Origin of the sequence: Lentzea sp. NPDC102401, from assembly GCF_044765805.1 — a bacterium.
Lineage (GTDB): Bacteria > Actinomycetota > Actinomycetes > Mycobacteriales > Pseudonocardiaceae > Lentzea > Lentzea sokolovensis.
In genome coordinates this window covers 70,117-85,206 of record NZ_JBIWKS010000019.1, presented here as the reverse complement: position 1 = coordinate 85,206, position 15,090 = coordinate 70,117, and the positions used below count along the sequence as shown (strand labels likewise).

Annotated in this window: 16 protein-coding genes and 1 pseudogene; 12 read left to right on the top strand and 5 right to left on the bottom strand. The window is 68.1% G+C overall.

What is annotated here, in order from left to right; genetic code table 11:
• The 3 genes from ACIRG5_RS43700 to ACIRG5_RS43690 are packed head-to-tail and all read left to right on the top strand — an operon-like array spanning position 1 to position 1,399.
• On the top strand, positions 1-348 hold the full coding sequence (locus ACIRG5_RS43700; protein WP_402916525.1) for an Asp23/Gls24 family envelope stress response protein: 348 nt from the start codon (positions 1-3) through the stop codon (positions 346-348).
• Positions 345-863 (top strand): DUF6286 domain-containing protein, encoded by a 519-nt coding sequence (locus tag ACIRG5_RS43695; RefSeq protein WP_402916523.1) that lies wholly within the window; start codon positions 345-347, stop codon positions 861-863. Before ACIRG5_RS43700 ends, ACIRG5_RS43695 begins: the two co-directional genes overlap by 4 nt.
• A complete protein-coding gene (locus ACIRG5_RS43690) occupies positions 860-1,399 on the top strand; it encodes an alkaline shock response membrane anchor protein AmaP (protein WP_402916521.1) in 540 nt (179 codons plus the stop codon). The genes ACIRG5_RS43695 and ACIRG5_RS43690 overlap by 4 nt, the downstream gene beginning before the upstream one ends.
• Positions 1,400-1,524: 125 nt before the next feature.
• Here ACIRG5_RS43690 and lipA read toward each other — a convergent pair whose 3' ends face one another.
• The 3 genes from lipA to ACIRG5_RS43675 all read right to left on the bottom strand — a co-directional run bounded on the left by lipA (position 1,525) and on the right by ACIRG5_RS43675 (position 3,951).
• Positions 1,525-2,526, bottom strand: a complete 1,002-nt coding sequence (lipA, locus tag ACIRG5_RS43685; protein ID WP_402916519.1) for a lipoyl synthase — start codon at positions 2,524-2,526, stop codon at positions 1,525-1,527.
• A 229-nt stretch (positions 2,527-2,755) separates the two neighbouring features.
• Positions 2,756-3,646 (bottom strand): oxidoreductase, encoded by an 891-nt coding sequence (locus ACIRG5_RS43680; RefSeq protein WP_402916517.1) that lies wholly within the window; start codon positions 3,644-3,646, stop codon positions 2,756-2,758.
• The gene (locus tag ACIRG5_RS43675; protein WP_402916515.1) at positions 3,643-3,951 is read right to left on the bottom strand and encodes a hypothetical protein; all 309 of its coding nucleotides are present in this window, start codon (positions 3,949-3,951) and stop codon (positions 3,643-3,645) included. The genes ACIRG5_RS43680 and ACIRG5_RS43675 overlap by 4 nt, the downstream gene beginning before the upstream one ends.
• Before the next feature lie 89 nt (positions 3,952-4,040).
• On the opposite strand from ACIRG5_RS43675, the gene ACIRG5_RS43670 reads away from it, so the two are divergent.
• The 3 genes from ACIRG5_RS43670 to ACIRG5_RS43660 all read left to right on the top strand — a co-directional run bounded on the left by ACIRG5_RS43670 (position 4,041) and on the right by ACIRG5_RS43660 (position 6,264).
• Complete coding sequence (locus ACIRG5_RS43670; protein WP_402916513.1) at positions 4,041-4,631, top strand: TetR/AcrR family transcriptional regulator; 591 nt, start codon at positions 4,041-4,043, stop codon at positions 4,629-4,631.
• Between the two features lie 67 nt (positions 4,632-4,698).
• Positions 4,699-5,382, top strand: a complete 684-nt coding sequence (locus ACIRG5_RS43665; protein ID WP_402916511.1) for an SDR family oxidoreductase — start codon at positions 4,699-4,701, stop codon at positions 5,380-5,382.
• A gap of 276 nt (positions 5,383-5,658) precedes the next feature.
• Entirely contained in the window at positions 5,659-6,264 is a 606-nt protein-coding gene (locus tag ACIRG5_RS43660; protein WP_093600134.1) for a DNA-binding response regulator, read from the top strand.
• 207 nt (positions 6,265-6,471) lie between these two features.
• Here the strand turns inward: ACIRG5_RS43660 and ACIRG5_RS43655 are convergent, their stop codons facing one another.
• Positions 6,472-7,440 (bottom strand): sensor histidine kinase, encoded by a 969-nt coding sequence (locus ACIRG5_RS43655; RefSeq protein ID WP_402916508.1) that lies wholly within the window; start codon positions 7,438-7,440, stop codon positions 6,472-6,474.
• 543 nt (positions 7,441-7,983) lie between these two features.
• Here ACIRG5_RS43655 and ACIRG5_RS43650 point away from each other — a divergent pair.
• The 3 genes and pseudogenes from ACIRG5_RS43650 to ilvN all read left to right on the top strand — a co-directional run bounded on the left by ACIRG5_RS43650 (position 7,984) and on the right by ilvN (position 10,789).
• Positions 7,984-8,799 carry an AfsR/SARP family transcriptional regulator gene (locus tag ACIRG5_RS43650; RefSeq protein ID WP_030474542.1) on the top strand — a complete coding sequence of 272 codons (816 nt, stop codon included), beginning with the start codon at positions 7,984-7,986 and terminating at the stop codon, positions 8,797-8,799.
• Positions 8,800-8,804: 5 nt separating this feature from the next.
• Positions 8,805-10,523: pseudogene (locus ACIRG5_RS43645) on the top strand (acetolactate synthase large subunit); the annotation flags it as partial.
• On the top strand, positions 10,523-10,789 hold the full coding sequence (ilvN, locus tag ACIRG5_RS43640) for an acetolactate synthase small subunit (protein WP_402916506.1): 267 nt from the start codon (positions 10,523-10,525) through the stop codon (positions 10,787-10,789). The pseudogene ACIRG5_RS43645 and the gene ilvN, both read left to right, overlap by 1 nt.
• A 76-nt stretch (positions 10,790-10,865) precedes the next feature.
• Here the strand turns inward: ilvN and ACIRG5_RS43635 are convergent, their stop codons facing one another.
• Positions 10,866-11,348 carry an SRPBCC domain-containing protein gene (locus tag ACIRG5_RS43635; RefSeq protein ID WP_093600122.1) on the bottom strand — a complete coding sequence of 161 codons (483 nt, stop codon included), beginning with the start codon at positions 11,346-11,348 and terminating at the stop codon, positions 10,866-10,868.
• Positions 11,349-11,511: 163 nt separating this feature from the next.
• Here ACIRG5_RS43635 and ACIRG5_RS43630 point away from each other — a divergent pair, with 163 nt between their 5' ends.
• The 3 genes from ACIRG5_RS43630 (at position 11,512) to ACIRG5_RS43620 (ending at position 15,035) form a co-directional block, all read left to right on the top strand.
• Positions 11,512-11,937 carry a nuclear transport factor 2 family protein gene (locus tag ACIRG5_RS43630; protein WP_319978460.1) on the top strand — a complete coding sequence of 142 codons (426 nt, stop codon included), beginning with the start codon at positions 11,512-11,514 and terminating at the stop codon, positions 11,935-11,937.
• A gap of 21 nt (positions 11,938-11,958) precedes the next feature.
• Positions 11,959-13,038, top strand: a complete 1,080-nt coding sequence (locus ACIRG5_RS43625; RefSeq protein ID WP_402916501.1) for an acyl-CoA dehydrogenase family protein — start codon at positions 11,959-11,961, stop codon at positions 13,036-13,038.
• Between the two features lie 245 nt (positions 13,039-13,283).
• Entirely contained in the window at positions 13,284-15,035 is a 1,752-nt protein-coding gene (locus tag ACIRG5_RS43620; RefSeq protein WP_402916499.1) for an MFS transporter, read from the top strand.
• Positions 15,036-15,090 lie beyond the last annotated feature (55 nt).

Sequence of the window (15,090 nt, the reverse complement as noted above, 5' to 3'; positions counted from 1 at the left end):
ATGATCACACCGCTCGCCGCCCAACCAGGTGTCGCACAACCTGGTGCGGCACAGCCAGGTCTGACCACCGTCGCGGACCGCGCGGTGGGCCGCATCGCCGGGCGCGCCGCCATGGAGGTGCCGGACGTGCTCGACTGCGCGGTCACCGCACGGGTGACCGGGGGAGTGACCACGCTCGACGCGCGCCTCGACCTGCGTTACCCGGCACCGGTCGCGTCGACCGCTGCCCGGGTGCGCGCCCACCTGGTCGAACGGGTCGCCGAGCTCACCGGCCTGCGAGTGTCCGTCGTGGACGTTTCGGTCGGCGTGCTGCGGGCGGACGCGGCTCCGGTGAGGAGGGTCCTGTGACCCGCCGTTCCCGCCGGGCCCTGCCCGCCACGCTCACGGCGCTCGTCCTGCTGGCCGCGTCGGTCCTGGTGGCGGTGTGCGCGATCCAGTTGGCCGTGGGCGAGACGCCCCTGCTGCCGTACGACTCCCTGGCCGGCCTGCTGCACGACACGACGTGGTCGGCTCAGGGGGTGGCCGTGGCGGGCGGGGTCGCCGCGGCCATCGGACTGGTGCTGTTCCTCGTCGCGGTCGTGCCCGGCAGGGCGCGGACGGCGGCCCTGGACCAGCACACCGCGGTGTCGGTGCGCGGCCTGCGCAACGCCCTGCGGTCCGCTGCCGTCGTCGACGGCGTCGAATCCGCTGCCGTGAAGGTGCGCCGCCGCCGGGTTCGCGCGGTGGTGCGCACCCGGCGCGCCGTGGTCGACGGCCTGGGTGACGCCGTCCGCGCGGCCGTCGAACACCGCGTCGACGAGTTCGCCCTCGCCCGGCCGCCGCAGGTCGTGGTGCGGGTCAAGGCACTCAGGAGCACACCGTGAACCGATTCCTCCTCGGCCTGCTGGGCCTGGTGCTGATGCTGGCCGGGGCCTTCGCGGCCGCCGTCCACTACGGCTACGTGCCTCGGGTGGACCGCTCCGCCGCACTGCTACCCGGCACAGCGCTGCCACCGACGTGGGTGCTGTGGGTGATCGCGGCCGCGGCGGTGGTGATCGCACTGCTGTGCCTGCGCTGGCTCGCCGCCCAGATCCCGCGCCGCAAGGTCGCGGCCTGGCGCTGGGCCGACGAGGCCGGCGCCACCCGCATCACCACGGCGACGGCCGCCGCGCCGTTCGCCGAAGAGGTCACCGCCTACCCCGGTGTGCGCAAGGTCGAGGCCGCGCTGACCGGTCCGCACACCGCCCCGCGCCTGGCCCTCGTCGTCCGCGCCCACGGCGACGCAGATCTGCGGGGGATCCGCCGCCGCATCGACGACGAGGGCCTGCCACGCCTCCGGGAAGCGCTCGGCACACCGGACCTGCACGCCACCGTGGAGTTCCGCATGTCGCCCTCGAAGGCCGACGCCCGAGTGCACTGATATATCGGTTGTGCAAAAGACGTTTGCGGACGCCCGCAAACGTCTTTTGCATCCGGATGCAAAACAGCTGGTCACCCTGGGCGGGTGACCAGCTGGTATATCGGTTTGCTCGCCGTTCACTCCGCTCAGCGCGGGGCGAGCAGGCTCGTGATCTCCTGGGACGCCGACACCGTCAGCAGGTGCTGGAGGTTCTCCGGGAGGTCCTCGCCGCGCTTCTGCTTCGCCTGCGCGTAGAGGCGGCCGGCGCGGTAGGAGGAGCGGACGAGCGGGCCCGCCATCACGCCGAGGAAGCCGATCTCCTCGGCCGTCTCCTTGTGCTGGACGAACTCCTCCGGCTTCACCCAGCGCTCGACCGGGTGGTGCCGCGGCGACGGGCGCAGGTACTGGGTGATGGTGATGATGTCGCAGCCCGCGTCGTGGAGGTCGGAGAGCGCCTCCGTGACCTCCTCGGGGGTCTCGCCCATGCCGAGGATCAGGTTCGACTTGGTGACCAGGCCGAACTCGCGGGCCTTGGTGATCACCTCGAGGGAACGCTCGTAGGTGAACGCCGGGCGGATGCGCTTGAAGATCCGCGGCACGGTCTCCAGGTTGTGCGCGAGCACCTCGGGACGGGACTCGAAGACCTCGGCCAGCTGCTCCGGGACCGCGTTGAAGTCCGGGATCAGCAGCTCGACGCCCGTGCCGGGGTTCATCTCGTGGATCTGGCGGACGGTCTCCGCGTACAGCCACGCGCCGCCGTCCTCCAGGTCGTCACGGGCGACGCCGGTGACCGTGGAGTAGCGCAGGCCCATGGCCTGGACCGACTCGGCGACGCGACGCGGTTCGTCGCGGTCGAGGTCGGCGGGCTTGCCCGTGTCGATCTGGCAGAAGTCGCAGCGCCTGGTGCACTGCTCGCCGCCGATCAGGAACGTGGCCTCGCGGTCTTCCCAGCACTCGTAGATGTTGGGACAGCCGGCCTCTTCGCAGACCGTGTGCAGGCCTTCGCGTTTGACCAGACTCTTGAGCTCCCGGTATTCGGGGCCCATCTTCGCCCTGGTCTTGATCCACGAGGGCTTCTTCTCGATCGGCGTCTGGCTGTTGCGGACCTCGAGCCGCAGCAGCTTCCGACCCTCAGGTACCACAGTCACGTCATCACCCTACGCTGCGAGCTCAAGTGTCCGGGGTCACGCACTACCAGGTCAGGCTAAGTGCCAGAACCGGGCTTCTGGTGGAGCGCTCGTTGTTCACGATCTGTTGTTCACGCAGGTCGCGCCGAACATGAACCACACTTCCGGGCTGAAGATGTTCCCGGCCCGAAGGTGACGACCGGGCCTCGTCGGCGCCTTCCCGCTCCCCCAGGCGAGGGCGCCGACACCCCTACGGAAGATCTGGAGCGATTCCGGTCAGCTTGATCGTGAGTTCCCAGAGGCGGTTCGCGGCCAGGTCGTCACGCGCGGCGGCGGTCATCCTCGCCACGGCTGGGTGGCCGCGGAAGCCGTTGAAACCGTCCGGACCGTAGTACTCGCCGCCCCGCGCTTCGGGTGACGTCGCCGCGTAGAGCTGCGGCAGCGCGCCCATTTCGACGGACTGAGAGAACAGGTGGCTGATCTTGCCGCCGACCCGCAGGATCACCGACTTGTGCGCGTCGGCCATGTTGTTGGTGAGCTCGGTGGCCGTCAGGCCGGGGTGGGCCGCGATGGAGGTCACGTCCGATGAGCGGCGCTCCAGCTCGCGTGCGAACAGGATGTTGGCGAGCTTCGACTGACCGTACGACCCGCGCAGGGTGTACGGGCGGCGGTCGAAGTTCGGGTCCGTGAAGTCGATGTGGCCGTACTGGTGCGCGAGAGAAGCGACGGTCACGACGCGTGCGCCCGGACGTTGCCTCAGAGCGGGCAGCAGCAGCCACGTCAAGGCGGCATGGCCCAGGTGGTTGGTGCCGAACTGGCGCTCGAAGCCGTCGACGGTCCGGCCGTTCGGAACGGCCATGATGCCCGCGTTGTTGATGAGGACGTCGAGCTTCTCGACCTTCTCCGCCGCGGCGCGCACGGAGGCGAGGTCGGCGAGGTCGAGTTCGAGGACCTCGGCCGACCCCTTGACGGTGCGTCGCGCGGTCTCCCCGCGCTGGACCGAGCGACAGCCCATGATCACGTGGGCACCCCTGGCCGCGAGCACCTGGGCGGTGCGCAGGCCGAGGCCGGAGTTCGCGCCGGTCACCAGGACTGTGCGGCCGGTCTGGTCGGGGATGTCGGCTTCGGTCCAACGACTCATGGAGTCATTCCTACCGCCCGGTAGCTGCCGAGCGACAGGTGTGTGTCCAGTACCGCACGCAACACCGGCTCCTCGGCGGCGAGTTCGGCGATGACGCGGCCCTCGTCGACGTGGCCGGTCAGCCCGGCGCTCTCCATCCGGGCGGTCAGCTTGTTCTGCCAGCGGTGGTCGAGCGCCAGCAGCAGTTCCTGCAGTGAGCCGAAGACGTCGGGATCGACGATCAGCGGCGCGGACGGGTCGCGGCGGGCGTCGCGCAGGACGGCGTCGAGCGCGTCGCGGCGACGGTAGTGGTCTGCCCAGCCCATGTCTCGTACCCCCGGTTTCTCGCATACCCTCGGTATGACACGAACATACCACCGGTACGTACCGTCGGTATGTGAGATACGTTTCGGTCGTGCGAACTCGACGCTCCGAGTACTCGGAGTCGACCAGGCAGGCGTTGGTGGACAGCGCCGTCGACCTCTTCACCAAGCGCGGTTACGCCGGCACCTCGCTCGACGAGGTCGTCAAACGCGCCCGCGTGACGAAAGGTGCGCTCTACCACCACTTCAGCGGCAAGCAGGCGTTGTTCGAGGCGGCCTTCACCCAGGTCGAGACCCGGTCGATCGCCTCGCTGACCGCGGTGGTCACGGCGGACGGCGACCCCTGGGACACCGCGGTCGCCGGTCTGCGCGCGTACGTCCGCAAGTGCCTGGAGCCGGAGTACCAGCGGATCATCGTCCACGAGGGACCGGTGGTGATGGGCTGGGAACGCTGGCGTGAGGCGGAGGAGCAGTTCGGCTTCGGTCTGCTCCGCACGGCGGTGCAGCTGCTCGTGGACGCCGGTGAGATCGAGGAAGCGCCGGTGGAGATCATGGCCCGGCTGCTGTTCGGCGCGCTGTCCGCGTGCGCGAGCACCATCGCGAGTTCGTCCGATCCGAAGCGCACCGGGCGTGAGGTCGAACGCGCGATCCTGCGTGTTTTGGAGGGTTTGCGCAAGAAGTAGTCGAGTTCGGCCCTAGCGGCCGGGCGCAACGTCGATCACCACGCGGACAACAGAGGTGGTCGGCATCATGATCGAACCTGTCAACACGCGCCTGGGACTCGACGGCAAGATCGCAGTTGTCACGTCGGGAACGCACGGGCTCGGCCTCGCCATCGCGAGCAAGCTCTGCGACAACGGCGCCCACGTCATCCTGACGACATCCGACGAGGACAACGTCGACCTGGAGCGCGCGAAGACCGTGCTCGCGGGCAAGCCCGGCTCGGTGGCGGTCACCAAGCTGAACATCCACGACGAGCACTCGGTCCGCTTCCTGCTCGACCAGGTCAAGCAGGAACGCGGGCAGCTCGACTTCTTCGTGCACCACGCCGTGTCGCCGGACCTCACGCCGTTGCTGAACATCGTGGAGCCGCTCGCCAAGGCTCTCGTCGACGGCGGCCGTGTGGTCATCGCCGGCTACACGGTGACACCGGTGCACGGCGTGATTCGGACGCTCGCGCTGGAAATGGCTTGGTACAAGGTCGCGGTCAACGCCGTCGTCACCACCGTTGTGGACAACGGCCCCATGAACATCGATCCGGACCTCGTGGACCGGCTCGCGATCAAGAGCCCGTCCGGTCGCGTAACGCTGCCGCAGGACATCGCGAACGCCGTTTCGTTGCTCTGCACCGACGAGGCCGCGTGGATTCAGGGTCAGGTGATCACCGTTGACGGCGGCCTGGAACTGCTGGAGCGGTGGGGCGAGACCCGCTGAGTCGTCGCCGCGATGATCTCTTCAGAACCTGCCTCGGGGACCGAATCGCTTGTACCGCTTTGTGCTCGGGCAACGCTCGAGTCGTCCCGGTACCCGATTCGGTCCCTGAGCTATCTGTGAGCGAGTGGTGACCCCTTGTCATCCGCCGATTAAACTCATTAATTGCTTCTAGCGCATTTGGAGTAACGCTCGGCGCACCCGGGCTCAATGCTTGTCCTGCATGGTCACCGAGTGTAAGACTCGAAATGGTGACCTGGGGGCAAGCAAGGGGGTCGGATGATCAGAGTGCTACTAGCCGAGGACGTGCAAATGGTCCGCGGTGCTTTGGTCGCCTTGTTGAATCTTGAACCGGATATTGAGGTCGTCGCGTCGGTCGCAACGGGTGACGAAATCATCGCGGCGGTCGAGAAGAACAAACCGGACGTAGCGGTGCTCGACATCGACCTGCCGGGTATGGACGGCCTTTCTGCCGCCACCGTGATCCACGACACCGCACCGGAGACGCGCACACTCATTCTCACGAGCCTCGGCCGGCCGGGCACACTGCGCCGCGCGCTCAACGCACGTGTGAATGGCTTCATCCTCAAGGATGCTCCAGTCGGAGAACTCGCTGACGCCATTCGGGGTGTCTCAATTGGTCGGCGCGTGATCGACTCGCAGCTCGCTCTTTCCGCGTGGGACACCGACGAGTGCCCTCTGACGCCACGCGAACTGGAAGTGCTGCGACTCGCCTCCGACGGTGCGGACGCCATGGAAATCGCCACGACGCTGTTCCTGTCGGTCGGCACGGTCCGCAACTACCTGACGGCGGCGACGGCCAAACTCGACGCTCGCAACCGGGTCGACGCCGTCCGCATCGCCCGCAAGTCCGGCTGGTTCTGAGCCGGCTCCTGGGCGGTTCCGGACAGGCTGCTCTTGATCTTCGCGGAGCCCTCTTCGGGACCATTGCAACGAGTCTTTTGACGACGAAGTCCAAAGACTCGTTGCTAAGGGCCAGGTCAGGGGTGTGTGGGAAGATCGTCTTTGGGGCGAACGGCGGCGGGGCGCGCTGATATATCGGTGTGCGCGGTGGCTGCGGGGTCCTGGAGGCTAGGGCTCCGGGGTCGCCGGGATGGTGGCGTGGACGTGGAACGAGCCGTCGCCGATGTGGCGGGCGCTGAACGTGCCGCCGACGGCCTTGATGCGTTCGGCCTGGTTGCGGACGCCGTTGCAGTCGGCTGAGGCCGCGCGGTCGGCCGCGCCGTCGTTGATGACGTCGAGCAGGATCGTGGCGCCGCGCTGGCGCACGCCGATGGTGCAGGTGCTGGCGTCGCTGTGGCGCAGGACGTTCGTGACGGCCTCGCACAGGACGGCGGCCAGGACGGTCTCGAGCGGCTCCGGCAGCGGGTCGTGGGCCAGTTCGACGCGGACGTCGATGTTCGACGCCGCCAGCATCGCCTTGGCCGAGTCGGACGTGTCCGCCAGCGACAGCGGGCGGTAGGCGCGGGCCAGGGAACGCACGTCGGCCAGGGCGTGGTGGGTGATATCCAATATATCGGTGATGTGCTCCTGCATGAACTCCCAGCCGTGGTCCGGGCGGTCGGCGACGATCCGGTGAGCCAGTTCGCTCTTCAGCTTGATCGCGCTGAGGCTGTAGCCGAGCAGGTCGTGCAGGTCGCGGGCGACGCGGACGCGTTCGGCGGTGACCGCCGCGGTGGTGGTGACCACGGGGTCCACGACCAGGGGAGCGGCAGGGTGGGGCTCGGGGGCGACAGGAGCGGGCCAGTCGCGGTGGGTCGCGAAGCCCGTGGCCAGGCCCGCGAGCAGGAGTGCGGTGGCCGTGGTGGCCATCATCGCCTCGCCGTGGGCCGCCTGGGCGAGGCCGGTCGCGACCACCGTCGCCACGAAGATCGACCAGCCGAACGCCGGGCGCAGGATCAGGAGGGCGTTGCCGGCGACGAGGCCCGCCACGCCCGTCCAGGAATGGCCGAAGAGGGCGTACGGCAGGATCAGGAGCGCGGCCTGGGCTGCCAGTGCGAGGTGTCGCCAGAGGGCGCTCAGACGACGGAAATACGACACTTGCAGTAGGACAAGTACCGCTAAATCAATGACCGACACCGCCAATTCGGTGACTTCGCCGGTGAGAAGTAGCGCGCGCGTCAGGTCGGTCAGGCACACCGCGGCGAACACCGCGACGATGATCGCGCGGTATCTCGGTATCGCAGGCGAAGCATTCACGTGCCCCCCAAGAGCAAACCGCTCCAGAGCAAAGTCTGAGTGTCAACGCCGGTCAAACAGCTCGCACGGCGCGCGCCCAGGCCGAATACTAGACATCCGAGAGCAGTTCGGGACGGCAACTGAATCGGTTCAGAATGCGAAGTCGCATTGACTCGCGGCTCAATGTCACGCCAATGGCCGAGTATTTTTCGCAGCTGTCACTGCTCGTGGTCGGACGATTACGAGGCGGGACGGTTTGGGTTCGTTTGAGCATATGAATATCTCACACCGGGTGCAGTAGTTCGCCATCCGAGAGTCATGGCCGGATACGTGGCGTCCGATAGCCCGCCTCAGGTGAACTTGATGGCACGACCAAGTCGTCCGCCGCTGAGCAGGGGAGCTCCAATGGAGATCAAGGTTCTTGGACCGCTGGAGGCACGGGAGAACGGCGTCTCGATCGCGCCGAGCGCGGTGAAGCCCAGGCAGGTGCTCTCGCTGCTCGGACTCCAGGCAGGACACGTCGTCACGGTTCCGACGTTGATCGAAGAGCTGTGGGGGATGACACCGCCACGCAGCGCACTCACCACTTTGCAGACCTACGTGCTGCAGGTGCGCCGTCGCATCGAGGCGGCCATGCCGGGCGAGGGTCCCGGTGTCGCGAAGAACGTTCTGGTGACCCGCTACGGCGGCTACATGCTGGACGTTCCGCCGGAGAGCGTCGACGTCCGCAGCTACGAGCGGCTCGCGAGCGCGGGTCAGCGGGCGTTCGAGATCGGCGACCTGGAGTCGGCGAGCAGGTTGCTGCGCAGTGCCGCCGAGGTGTGGCGCGGACCGGTGCTCGTGGACGTGCAGATCGGCGTCCGGCTCGGCATGGAGGTCACCCGGTTGCAGGAGAGCCGCCTCGGCGTGCTGGAGACCCGCATCGAGGCCGACCTGCAGCTGGGCAAGCACCAGTCGCTGCTGTCCGAGCTGTCGGTGCTCACCGCGCAGCACCCGATGCACGAGAACCTGTGCGCGCAGTACATGCTCGCGCTCTACCGGGCGGGCCGGCAGTGGAAGTCGCTGGAGGCCTACCAGTCGCTGCGCGACACGTTGATCGAAGAGCTGGGACTTGAGCCGTCCGAAAGGCTGCGTCAGTTGCAGCGGGCGATCCTGAGCTCCGAGCCGTCGCTCGACAAGCCGTTGTCGCCGCGCCAGCTGGAGCGCCAGCTCGCGGGCTGAAAGTTCGGGGAGCAACCGTGGATACCACCGGTGCAGGTGCGTTGATCAAGGCGCTCGAGGACGTCGGCTGCGAGGTGATCTTCGGAATGCCCGGCGGGGCGATCCTGCCCGCCTACGACCCGCTGTTCGACTCGAAGATCCGGCACGTGCTGGTGCGCCACGAACAGGGCGCCGGCCACGCTGCCCAGGGGTACGCGCAGGCGACCGGACGAGTGGGCGTCTGCATGGCGACATCAGGGCCTGGGGCCACGAACCTGGTGACACCGCTCGCGGACGCCTACATGGACTCGGTGCCGATCGTGGCGATCACCGGCCAGGTGGCGAGGTCGGTGATCGGGACGGACGCCTTCCAGGAGGCGGACATCCGCAGCATCACGCTGCCGATCACCAAGCACAGCTTCCAGGTGCACGACCCGGCCGACATTCCGCGGGTGATCGCCGAGGCGTTCAAGCTCGCGTCATCGGGGCGGCCGGGCCCGGTGCTGGTGGACCTGCCCAAGGACGTGCTGGCCACCGCCACGACCTACACACCGGCGAAGCTCGTCACGCCGTCGCGGCCGGTGCTCTCGCCGGTGCAGATCCGCAACGCCGCCCAGCTGATCGGGTCGTCGAAGCGGCCGGTGTTCTACATCGGCGGCGGCGTGATCCGCAGCGGCGCGGCGGGAGAGCTCCACAGGCTCGCCGAGAAGACCGGGATCCCGGTCGTCACCACGCTCATGGCCCGTGGCGCGTTCCCCGACTCGCATCCGCTGCACCTGGGGATGCCGGGCATGCACGGCACGGTGCCCGCCGTCGCCGCGCTGCAGCGGGCCGACCTGCTGATCGCGCTCGGAACCCGGTTCGACGACAGGGTCACCGGACTGCTGCCGGAGTTCGCCCCACACGCCGCGGTGATCCACGCCGACATCGACCCCGCCGAGATCTCCAAGAACCGCAAGGCGGACGTCGGCATCATCGGAGACTGCCGCGACGTCATGGCAGCGCTCTCAGCCGTGATCACCAGGAAGACCGATCTCACGGACTGGTGGAACTACCTCGGCGGGCTGCGCACCACCTACCCGCTCGGGTACGACTGGCCCGCCGACGGCATGCTCGCGCCGCAGTACGTGATCGAACGGATCAGCAAGCTCGCCGGCCCGGAGACCATCTACGTCTCGGGCGTCGGCCAGCACCAGATGTGGGCGGCGCAGTACGTGAGGTACGAACGCCCCGGCTCGTTCATCAACTCCGGCGGCGCGGGCACGATGGGCTTCGCGGTGCCGGCGGCGATGGGCGCGCAGACGGGCGCACCGGACCGCACGGTGTGGGCCATCGACGGCGACGGCTGCTTCCAGATGACCAACCAGGAACTCGCGACCTGTGCCGCCGAAGGCATCCCGATCAAGGTCGCGATCATCAACAACGGCAACCTCGGCATGGTCCGCCAGTGGCAGACCCTGTTCTACGAGGGCCGTTACTCCAACACCAGGCTCGGCACGCACCAGCGCCACCCCGACTTCGTGAAGCTGGCCGACGCGCTCGGCTGCGTCGGCCTGCGGTGCGACAGCCAGTCCGAAGTGGACGGAACCATCCTGGAGGCGATGGCGGTCCACGACCGGCCCGTCGTCGTCGACTTCGTGGTGGGACAGGACGCCCAGGTCTGGCCGATGGTCGCCGCGGGCACCGGCAACGACGAGGTCATGGCCGCGCGGGGCATCCGGCCCCTGTTCGACGAGGAAGAGTGATGACCAGACATTCGCTTTCCCTGTTGCTGCGCAACGAACCCGGCGCGTTGGCACGGATCGTGGTGCTGTTCTCCAGCCGTGGCGTCGACGTCGAGTCGCTCAGCCTCGCGCCGGCCGAACGGGGCGATCTGTCCCGCCTCGACGTCGTCGTCGAGCTGCAGCCGGGCCGCACCATCGTCCAGCTGATCAAGCAGCTCGGCCGGGTCGTCGAGGTCAAGAACGTCGTCGACCGCACGCACGACGAAGCGATCGAGCTCGGCGCCTAGAACGCACGAGGAAACGGCCGCCCCGGAGGCTTGGGGCGGCCGTTTCTCTGTTCGCCTGAAAGACTTCCGGGGTCTCTCAGGCAGCCTTCGGGACGTGCTTCTCGATGACGCGGGCGTACGTCTCCAGCGTCTCGCCCGGCGACGGGCCGTCGAGCGCCTTGTGGATGCCCTCGGCGATCTCGCCGTGACGGTGCAGGTCGGCGTGGGTCAGCGTGACCTTCGTCGTCGTCGGGCCGACGACCTCGAAGTCGACCTTGATGAACGAGGCCTTCTCGTCGTCGAAGATCGGCTGCCAGTAGGGGCCGACGCGCCACGTCATCACGAGACGCTTCGGCGGGTCCCACTCGGTGATGGTGCCCCAGGCGATCTCCTCGCCGTCCGCGCCGCGCTCGAAGTAGCGCCCGCCGACGAACGGTTCGATCGTGATGGCCTGCCGGTCCTTGACGAACACGTGCGACTCCGGCCACCACTCGATCGGCTTCGACGCGAAGATCGCGAACGCCTGCTCGATCGTCGCCTCGACCGTCACCGACTTGGCGACATCGGGAGTTGAGGCCATGTGGCCCTCCTCGCGAGTTCTAGTAAGGGAGATGTCGCCTTCGACCCTGCCCGGTTTGTCTCAACCCCACCTGGAACCGGGGTCGAACCAGGACGACTCGACCGGATGTCCAGCGGCCGCACCCATATTCGCGGTAGCGAAACCGGCAGACCGAGGAGTTGTCGTGTCCCCTGTCAATGTTGCGGTCCACATCGAGGTTCAGACGTTCTACGCCCGGCAGATGCGGCTGCTCGACGCGTTGGACGTGGAGGGCTACGCCCAGACGTTCACCGAGGACGGGGTCACCGACCACGCCCACCGGAGCGAGAAGGTCGAGGGCCGGGCGGCCCTGATCGCCGGCGCCAGCGCCGCGCTGCCCCGTTACAAGGGCGTCGCCGTGCGGCACTGGAACGACCACTACCTGATCGAAGAGGTCGACGAGAACACGCTGAACGTCAGCTACGCGTCGCTCGTCACCCGCACGACCGCCGAGGGCGTGGTCAGCTTCGAGCCGACCTTCTCCATCGACGACGTGCTCGTGCGCATCGACGGCACGCTCTACACCAAGTCCCGCACCATTCATCGCGACCTGCCCGTTCAGGCTGCGTGAAGTTCCCCAGGAGGTGACGAGGTGACTGCTCAGAACACCGGGCTCGTCGCGCTCGCGGAAAAGGTCAGGCTGATCGCCGCGGAGCACGCGGCTGACGCCGACGCCACCCGCAAACTGGCTCCCGAGGTCGTGGAGGCACTGCGCGAGGCCGGGTTCGCGCGGCACTTCGTCGCAGCCGAACGCGGTGGCTCGCAGGGCACTTTCGAAGAACTGACCCAGGCGGTCCTCACCGTCGGACAGGGCTGCTCGGCCGCGGCGTGGTGCGCGTCGCTGTCCGCGTACTCGTCCCGGTTCGCGGGGCTGTTGCCCGAGAAGGGTCATGACGAGATCTGGGCGTCCGGCCCGGACACGTTCATCGTGACCGGCCAGCCACCCATGGGCAAGGGCACCATCGTCGACGGCGGCCACCGGCTCAGCGGCCGGTGGACCTACGTCAGCGGCGTGGACTTCGCCGACTGGGCTTTGCTGTGCGGCATGGTCGGCGAGGAAGGTCGCTTCTTCGCGCTGCCGCGCAAGGACTTCACCGTCCTCGAGACGTGGGACAGCGTCGGCATGAAGGCCACCAGCAGCCATGCGGTCGTGGTGGACGACGTGTTCGTGCCCGCTCACCTCTCACTCGACCGGGCGGATCTCCTCACCGGCACCAGCTGGTCGCCGGTGCCGAGCCACAACGTCCCGTTCCAGGCGGTCGGCGGCCTCACGTTCGCCGCTCCGGCCGTCGGTGCGGCGATGGGAGCGCTCGACGCGTGCGTTGCGGTGCTGTCGGGGAAGAAGCAGGCCGTGACGTCCGCGGTCGACCTGGTCCGCGCGTCGGGCCAGGTCGAGTCGGCGAGACTGCTCGTGGAGCAGAACGCCAGGGTGCTCGACGACCGCGAGTTCACCCCTGCCGCGATGGCGCGCAACGAGCGCAACGTCGCCTACGCGGCCGAGGTCCTGGTCGACGCGGTCGGTGGCCTGGTGCGGGCCGCCGGCACCAGCGGACTCGCGGAAGGCGGTGCGCTGCAACGGTTCTGGCGTGACGTGGTGAGCTGCTCCAGCCACGTCGCCCTGCGGTACGAGACCGCGTCCGTGCGCACCTATCCGGCGTCGCTTTACGGCTGACCCCGGGCTCGAGAAGGCCCTGGTGCCCACCTCCCCGGCACCAGGGCCTTCGGCGTGCGCGCGAAACGCTCCGCCGCGACCTGACCGGGACTCAAGCGGAGGGGATCACCCTGAAGGTCATCGACCGGCAGTCGTTTTTCAGGCAGGAGGTGGGACCTCGTTCAACTCGACCGGCTTTCAGCCATCGACGAGTCCAGACCCATCGCCTGTCGTGCGCAGCGAAACAAGTCACTTGAGGAGAAATCGTGACCTCCACCAATACCAATCCCGACCTGGAGTCGCCACCGGCGACTGCCGCTGCGCAGGCGGCTGAGGTCGTTGACGCGCCTTCGGCGGCAGACCCGCGCCGCTGGATCGCGTTCATCATCATGACGGTCGCGACGTTCATGGACATGCTGGACGGCAGCATCGTCAACGTCGCGCTTCCCGCGATCCAGCACGGCATGGGCGCGAGCTTCGTGCAGCTGCAGTGGATCACCGCCGGTTACGTGTTCGCGTTCGCGCTCACACTGATCACCGGTGGGCGTCTCGGCGACATCTACGGCCGTCGCCGCATGTTCCAGCTCGGCGTGCTCGGCTTCGTGCTCACGTCGTTCCTGTGCGGCATCGCGGTCAACCCCGAGATGCTCGTGATCTCCCGTCTGGCCCAGGGGCTCGCGGCCGGCCTGATGGTCCCGCAGGTCATGTCGATCATCCACGTCACCTTCCCCGACAAGGAGAAGGGCGCGGTCTTCGCCATCCAGGGCACCATCGGCGGTCTCGCCGCCACGATCGCGCCGCTCGTCGGTGGCGTGCTCGTCGCCGCGAACATCTTCGACTTCGGATGGCGCTCGATCTTCCTGGTCAACGTCCCGATCGGCATCATCGGCTACGTCCTCGGCTGGAAGTACATCAACGAGTCGAAGGCGCCGAGCCGCATCAGGCTCGACCTGGTCGGTGTCGTCATCGCGACGCTGAGCCTCACGGCCCTGCTGTTCCCGCTGACCTTCGGCCGTGAGATGGACTGGCCGGCGTGGGGCTTCGTGCTGATGGCCGCGTCCGTCGTGGGCTTCATCGGCTTCGTCGCCTACGAGCGCGCCAAGCAGCGCAAGGACGGCATGCCGCTGGTTCCGCTGAGCCTGTTCAAGTCCCGCAGCTTCTCCGCGGCCCTCGCGCTGATGCTGGGCATGTTCTCGTTCACCGGCATGTTCATGCTGGCCCTGTACCTGTACCTGCAGGAGGGTCTGGGCTTCTCGCCGCTGCGGACCGGTGTCACGCTGCTGGCGTTCTGCATCGGCGCCTTCATCACCGCGTCGGCCTCGGTCATCGCGCTGGTGCCGAAGTTCGGTCGCGCCGTCCTTCAGGTCGGCGCCGTCGTGATCGCCGTCGGTGTCGCGGTGCTGCTGTTCTCCGTCAGCCCCGACATCACCAGCTGGGGCCTCGTGCCCGGACTGCTGCTGATCGGTCTCGGTTTCGGTATGACCGCGACGCCGATCGCGCTGTTCGCCCTGCAGGAGGTGCCGCACGAGGACGCGGGTGCGGCATCCGGCCTGATCAACACCAAGCAGCAGCTCGGTTTCGCGGTCGGCATTTCGGTCGTGACGCTGGCGTTCTTCGCGCCGCTGGCCTCCCACGGCGCCACCAACGCGGAGTCGCTGGCCCCGCAGGTCCGCCAGGAGCTCGTGACCGCCGGTGTCGCCGACGCCAAGGCCACCGAACTCGCGGGTGCCTTCCAGACCTGTGCCGCCACCACGTTCTCCGGTACTCCGGAGGCTTCGGCGTGTGCCGCGGTCCAGGCCGACCCGCAGGCCAAGGCGATCGCCGACAAGTACTCGCAGCAGGCCGCGGGGCAGTCCTTCACGGACGCGTTCCGCACCACCCTGTACGTGGGCTTCGGCTTCGCCGCACTGGCGCTGCTGCTGGCCTCCTTCCTGCCTCGCTGGCTGAAGCAGGAGGAGTGGGGCGCACCGGCCGAGGAAGGCGCCGAAGAGGGCTCTGAGGAGACCGCCAAGGCGTAGTTCTCTCCCGTTGGAATCCTGAGGCCCCAGGCGATCCGCCTGGGGCCTCAGGGCA

Excerpts from the sequence above, each read along its gene's own strand:
- ACIRG5_RS43650 (WP_030474542.1), top strand. The coding sequence starts at position 7,984 with ATGGAGATCAAGGTTCTTGGACCGCTGGAGGCACGGGAGAACGGCGTC.
- ACIRG5_RS43675 (WP_402916515.1), bottom strand. The coding sequence starts at position 3,951 with ATGGGCTGGGCAGACCACTACCGTCGCCGCGACGCGCTCGACGCCGTC.
- ACIRG5_RS43700 (WP_402916525.1), top strand. The coding sequence starts at position 1 with ATGATCACACCGCTCGCCGCCCAACCAGGTGTCGCACAACCTGGTGCG.
- ACIRG5_RS43665 (WP_402916511.1), top strand. The coding sequence starts at position 4,699 with ATGATCGAACCTGTCAACACGCGCCTGGGACTCGACGGCAAGATCGCA.
- ACIRG5_RS43660 (WP_093600134.1), top strand. The coding sequence starts at position 5,659 with ATGATCAGAGTGCTACTAGCCGAGGACGTGCAAATGGTCCGCGGTGCT.
- ACIRG5_RS43635 (WP_093600122.1), bottom strand. The coding sequence starts at position 11,348 with ATGGCCTCAACTCCCGATGTCGCCAAGTCGGTGACGGTCGAGGCGACG.
- ilvN (WP_402916506.1), top strand. The coding sequence starts at position 10,523 with ATGACCAGACATTCGCTTTCCCTGTTGCTGCGCAACGAACCCGGCGCG.
- ACIRG5_RS43680 (WP_402916517.1), bottom strand. The coding sequence starts at position 3,646 with ATGAGTCGTTGGACCGAAGCCGACATCCCCGACCAGACCGGCCGCACA.